Source organism: Natronobiforma cellulositropha, from assembly GCF_025629245.1.
Lineage (GTDB): Archaea > Halobacteriota > Halobacteria > Halobacteriales > Natrialbaceae > Natronobiforma > Natronobiforma cellulositropha.
In genome coordinates this window covers 1-5,248 of record NZ_JANZXN010000047.1, presented here as the reverse complement: position 1 = coordinate 5,248, position 5,248 = coordinate 1, and the positions used below count along the sequence as shown (strand labels likewise).

6 protein-coding genes are annotated in these 5,248 nt (G+C 52.1%); 4 read left to right on the top strand and 2 right to left on the bottom strand.

Features of this window, described 5'->3' with window-relative positions:
• Positions 1 to 75: 75 nt before the first annotated feature.
• From N0B15_RS18370 to N0B15_RS15580, 4 genes are all read left to right on the top strand, one after another.
• Positions 76 to 372 (top strand): DUF7344 domain-containing protein, encoded by a 297-nt coding sequence (locus N0B15_RS18370; protein ID WP_425494245.1) that lies wholly within the window; start codon positions 76 to 78, stop codon positions 370 to 372.
• A 233-nt stretch (positions 373 to 605) separates the two neighbouring features.
• Entirely contained in the window at positions 606 to 1,646 is a 1,041-nt protein-coding gene (locus N0B15_RS15590) for a tRNA-guanine transglycosylase (protein ID WP_317618613.1), read from the top strand.
• Positions 1,643 to 2,542 carry a hypothetical protein gene (locus N0B15_RS15585; RefSeq protein ID WP_263020638.1) on the top strand — a complete coding sequence of 300 codons (900 nt, stop codon included), beginning with the start codon at positions 1,643 to 1,645 and terminating at the stop codon, positions 2,540 to 2,542. Before N0B15_RS15590 ends, N0B15_RS15585 begins: the two co-directional genes overlap by 4 nt.
• Positions 2,539 to 3,696, top strand: a complete 1,158-nt coding sequence (locus tag N0B15_RS15580; protein WP_263020637.1) for a BREX system ATP-binding domain-containing protein — start codon at positions 2,539 to 2,541, stop codon at positions 3,694 to 3,696. The genes N0B15_RS15585 and N0B15_RS15580 overlap by 4 nt, the downstream gene beginning before the upstream one ends.
• 51 nt (positions 3,697 to 3,747) lie before the next feature.
• Here the strand turns inward: N0B15_RS15580 and N0B15_RS15575 are convergent, their stop codons facing one another.
• Positions 3,748 to 4,308, bottom strand: coding sequence for a hypothetical protein (locus N0B15_RS15575; protein WP_263020636.1), 561 nt, complete (start codon positions 4,306 to 4,308; stop codon positions 3,748 to 3,750).
• 370 nt (positions 4,309 to 4,678) lie between these two features.
• A complete protein-coding gene (locus N0B15_RS15570; RefSeq protein ID WP_263020635.1) occupies positions 4,679 to 5,122 on the bottom strand; it encodes a hypothetical protein in 444 nt (147 codons plus the stop codon).
• Positions 5,123 to 5,248: the final 126 nt, after the last annotated feature.

The window sequence follows — 5,248 nt, the reverse complement described above, 5'->3', positions numbered from 1 at the left end:
TCCGGTGGGTTGTACACACTCTCCACCGGATTCTCACATTCCTAGTTACTGACGATTCTAGCTCGGGGTCTCTGGATGTGTCGCTGCGCTAAACTAGAACGGATGCTGTCTCTGTTCAACGAAGGTACGATCATCGATGTTCGGCAGATTTCTCGGGTTATAAGGGCCGTCGAACTCGAGCGACCGCCTCGAGACATAGGAACTTCGGACTACGAATCGGCATACAACAGTCTCATCCAGATTCATCTCCCGAAATTGTCCAACGGACACGTAATCGAATATGACTCTAACCGAAAAACGGTAACCGTGACTCGAAGAACCATGCAGTACGCCTGTCTTGTGACGATTGGAAGCGTTCTGCTGGGTGTGTAGAGACTATTGGGTCGACAGCGTTAGCATTTCGCTGTTCTAATAGCTTAATCTCCACAGTGCGCCGTTTTCTCATCATCCTGAAACTGGGAAGATAATTACCAACAACGTCGTGAGGGTTTGTAACCCAGAATATCACGTGGTTGATTCTCCATGGTGTCCGTTCATTCTCTGTACCGATCACGTTATTCATCATAGCGGGCTATTACCTATCTGACAGGACCTCATAAGCAAAAATGAGGATGCTGTATCGACAACGAACGCTCGATCTTCCACACGGGGAACTTCAAACCCCAACCCTATTTCCAGTTCGAAATTTGGGAAAACGGTCGAGCGATAATACCCCACAGTACATCGAGTCCATTCCTGATCTACCGACGGCGATGATCAATGCCCGGGCGATTCGGAATCGAGGACCAATGTGGGACCGACTCACAGATGGAGTATCGCTACGAGAGGAGATGGACGTCCCTGAGCATACAATCGTGTTTGCCGATAGCGGAGGCTACGATTTCGCTGTCGAGACACTCGACACGACTCCACGAGAAACGCTCGAGACGCAACGACAACTCGAGGCAGACATTTTCGGAACAGTCGATGTTCCACTATCGAGAGACCATCGATCGGCAAAGAACCAACAACGAATCGACCGGAGTATCGACTTCGCGCTGGCGGCGTCTGACCTCCACGATGGAGAGGAGTTGCTTCTCGCGAGCGTTCACGGATACGACCCGGAGACGATCCGGAACAGTATCCAGTACCTCGAGAAACGGGGTGACTTCGACGGATATGCGCTCGGAAGTCTCGTGCCAATCAGAACGGATTATACGAAAGTCACAAAATTGGTTCTGGCCGCTCGAACGGCGACGGATAAACACCTACACGTGTACGGACTTGGCGGCTTAGTTTATCAACCGCTGTTACTCTATCTCGGCGTCGATAGTTTCGATTCGTCGGCGTTCATCCGAAGCGCCGGCAATCGAAATTACTTGCTCCCAGGGTTCGGTGGAGAAGAACTATGGAACATTGAGGAACTCGAGTATCTTCCGTGTTCGTGTCCAGTTTGTGGTGATCGAACACTCGACGAGATCAGAGCAGACCGCGATGCGCTCACGCAACACAATCTGTGGGCATTAACTACAGAACTCCGTCGGTTTCGCTACGTCTCGACCGCCGGAAAGGACATCGAAACGTATCTCGACCTCCGATTTCAGGGGAATAAGGTCACTCAACGCGCCTACAAGATCGCCAAACAGCAGGTACGGGGGTTGGCGTGACGTCCGAACGTGCGACAGTCCGTCCCGTTACGTTAGGCCGGCTCACTGAACTCACCCACCTGTGTGAATCATCACGAAAGACGACAGAAAACATCAGAGAAGAGCTCTCTATTACGCATAGACGTGCCCGTGAGACCATTCTCGAAGCGACACGTATCTCTCTCCTCAAGGAGGAAGATAGTGATGAACAGCAAACGTATGAGACGACGCCAATCGGCGAGCGGTTTTTGGAGGCGATTCGATCCAAAGATTGGTCGACCGCAGATGATATTCTATCTGTTCGAAGCCCCCATTATGGGGCATTTCTCGATGCCCTCACCGAGCTCGGCCCCACGAATATAGAGACGCTGCTTGAGCACCTGATGAATGAACTCGAATTTTCACCGTATTCGTTCAATCAAACGGGAATCGAAGTGGTTGGTGATTGGGGAGAACGACTCGGAGGGGTCCAACGAAATGCGTTCACAGGCGACTACTATGTCGTCACTCGAGATGGTGTTCCGGACAATTTCCAGTTTGTTCTCCTCGAACTCTACGACGAACTTGAGGAAACTGCTGGCGTCAACCTCCGCCAGCGGTACCTCTCGATTCCCAGACTTCGTGAACGAACCTGTGAGCGACTCGAATGTACTCGAGAAGCTTTCGATAGCGGACTCTCGAAACTATGTCGAGAGAACGTCGGCAAGATCGAACTATCAGGTGCACCACTAGATACAGGCGCAAAGGACGCTGTGCTGGGCATAAAAAAAATTGAATTAGCCGACGACGAGTCGCTGGTTTCAACATCACAATCAACCCAACAGGTGATGGCAGGCCTCGAACAGTTCGACAAACAATACTATTACCTCGCGGTATACGACCGCGATATTACGTTCACACCAGATTCAAACCCATGAGCAAAGCATTCAACATTACTGATCAGGAGCAAGACTACTCGCAGTTCAGCTTGGAGGCGAACCCGTTCCCCTACAGTCCGGTTCCTGCGGAGAACCCGGAACTCTACTGTGGTCAAGAGCAGGCGACGAGTGCGATCAGTTCGACGGTGTCTACAACGCTATCGACGGGCAAGTCAAAACACCTCGTCATCACTGGGAAATACGGGAACGGAAAGTCACACACCCTCAAGTACACTCGTTCACTCGTCCAGGATCAAGGTGGGGCGATCGTTGGGTACGTCGCACAGCCCGGAGAGGGGTTCATCGACATCTACCACGAATTCGTCTACGACCTCGGGTTCACGGAACTCCAGAACATCGCCTACGAGTACCTCGCAACCGTTGCTCGAGACACCACTGATACGAATCCCATCAGCGCGAGTGCGATGAAGTCGCTCATCGACGATGGCGACGTGCTTCTCTCGGAACTCGTCCCGACAGCGATCAAACGAATGAGCGATACGACTCGCTTCGCAGACTTCGCGAGGGCGATTATACACTTAGTCTACGAGGACACGAACCTCTACGCGTGGCAGTGGCTGACGGCGGAGGGAATTCGATACGAACAACGCAAAGAGATGGAGATCCACACCGCACTCGACGACGACACGATGGGCGTCAGGGCGTTCACGGCTCTGAGGAGCCTCTTTCTCGAACTCGGGTATACCGCTGTCTTCGTCTTCGTCGATGAGTTCGAAGGCATTGCACGATTATCCTCGAAAGAGGAACAATCGACGCTAAACAGCATCCGGCATCTAATGGACCAGAACAGCCACGGGCTGTGTATGCTATTCGGCTGTGCCCCAGAGGTCTGGCAGGACGTGATGAGTGAGTATCACGCATTTAGCGAGCGGATCGGGCAGGAAGTGGCTCTGCGGCCGTTGACGAACGAAGACATGTACGAGCTACTGGAGCGATATCTCGAGCGTAAGCGAACCAACTCCGTCCAGCATTCGGATATCGATCCATTCACTGAGGAGGCACTCGATTTGATCCTTCAGCGGTCACAGGGGAACATTCGACAGGTCCTTTCCGTTTGCAGTCGTCTCCTAGATGCAGCGACGTACGAAGAGCGGACCGAGATCACCGCTAGCTTCGTACAAGAGTCACTCTGACCGACCCGTGATTTTTTCGGGTTTAGCGTACTCAGAACCAGGCCAAAGCGATCACTTTAGTTGGAACGCTCTCGGATACCAGTAATCATGCACTGGGTCTAACGCCGATTTCGGTTCAATAGTGGGCGAATTTGCACTAAGTACGCCGAGGCTCTTGAACTGGGTTGCAGTGTTCGAGATGAATTGGCTGTGAATGACTTGTTTCAAGAGTTCTGGATCGTCGTATACATCGCTTCCTCGTCCCTGTTCGATGAGGGTCGGCACCTCGTCATCACTGCTATTCGTGTACACCAGATTCAGGAACGTGCTAGGGTAATTATCGATGAGGGTAGCACACAGTTCTCGAATCGAGATACGGTCGTTACCATGATGAAGCAACACTTCGAAGAGGGTTCGGAAATCCGGGTTGGACGCGAACCGATTGCGCAGGTACGTTGCAATAGGTGGGTGGTTCTTCCAGAGTGGTCCTCGCTCTTTCAGTTCTTTCAGGTCGGAGATCGTCTCGACGCCGTAACCATGGAGTAGCGTTACTCCCAGCTCTCCCTGCTCCGTTAGTTTAAACTCCTCGTTCTCACTGTAAACCATGCCGAGATATTCTGCGAGTCGAATCATTCGGCTATACGCCCGTCGATATGGATACTCCTGTTGCTCACAGAGGTCACCTATTTCATCATCGGTCGTCCGATCGTGACCGGAAACAGCGACGACGGGCATCAATTGATTTAGTGGATCGGCGTAGTTCGGAAGCAGCCGAGAACGCTCATTTGCCGTGATAAGCAGGTTCTCGAGTTGATGTCGGGTATTATAAAGCAAGGGCTCTGGTGAATCGCCTTACTACGTCGAGTTGTAGTGTCATGCTGTCGTCCAGAGATGGCTAATCAGCTTGCCACCGCCCGATTCCTCGAGGTTCTCGTCGCGGTTGTCCCAGTGTGGTGCCTCGAGCGACGCAATTTCCCACCGAAAGTCGCTGCCGTCTAGTGATTCACCAGAGCCAAAGCAAGTCTTTCATCTCGGAGGAAGACGGGTGATCCTGTACAACCGATTGGGTATCTTGGTTCACACCGAAAGTGCCGATCCCCTTGCTGATTGCGACATCCTGGATTTGCTTTATGGCTGTCTCCTCAGCTGCGAGATATGCATAATCGGCTCCCCGCAGATAACAGAGTGTCTGTCCAAGTCCTTTTCGAAGACTTTCAGTTCCTTTGACCTCGACTGCGAAGACGCGGTTCGAAGGCGTAAATCCAACCACGTCTGGTCTGTAGGACCCGATCGTGATCGTGTGTGAAGGATATCGTTCGTAGAGGCGTGCATAACCCTCAACCGAACGGTGTGCATTTGGAACGTGAACAAAGAATTGGTATCCTTGATTATCGAGCCACTCTGCTAAGGGGATAAACACCTCGGATTCTGCGGTCGAACTCCCCATCTATTCAGAGTATACGAATGCTTTATTCGTCTTTAGCTAAGACTCACACCTCGGTTGCGTAGCGGTAGCGAGCGTCTCTTGTAACACTGGCCGTTGCTGGTGGATCTTCTGTGCGTCGTCGATCAG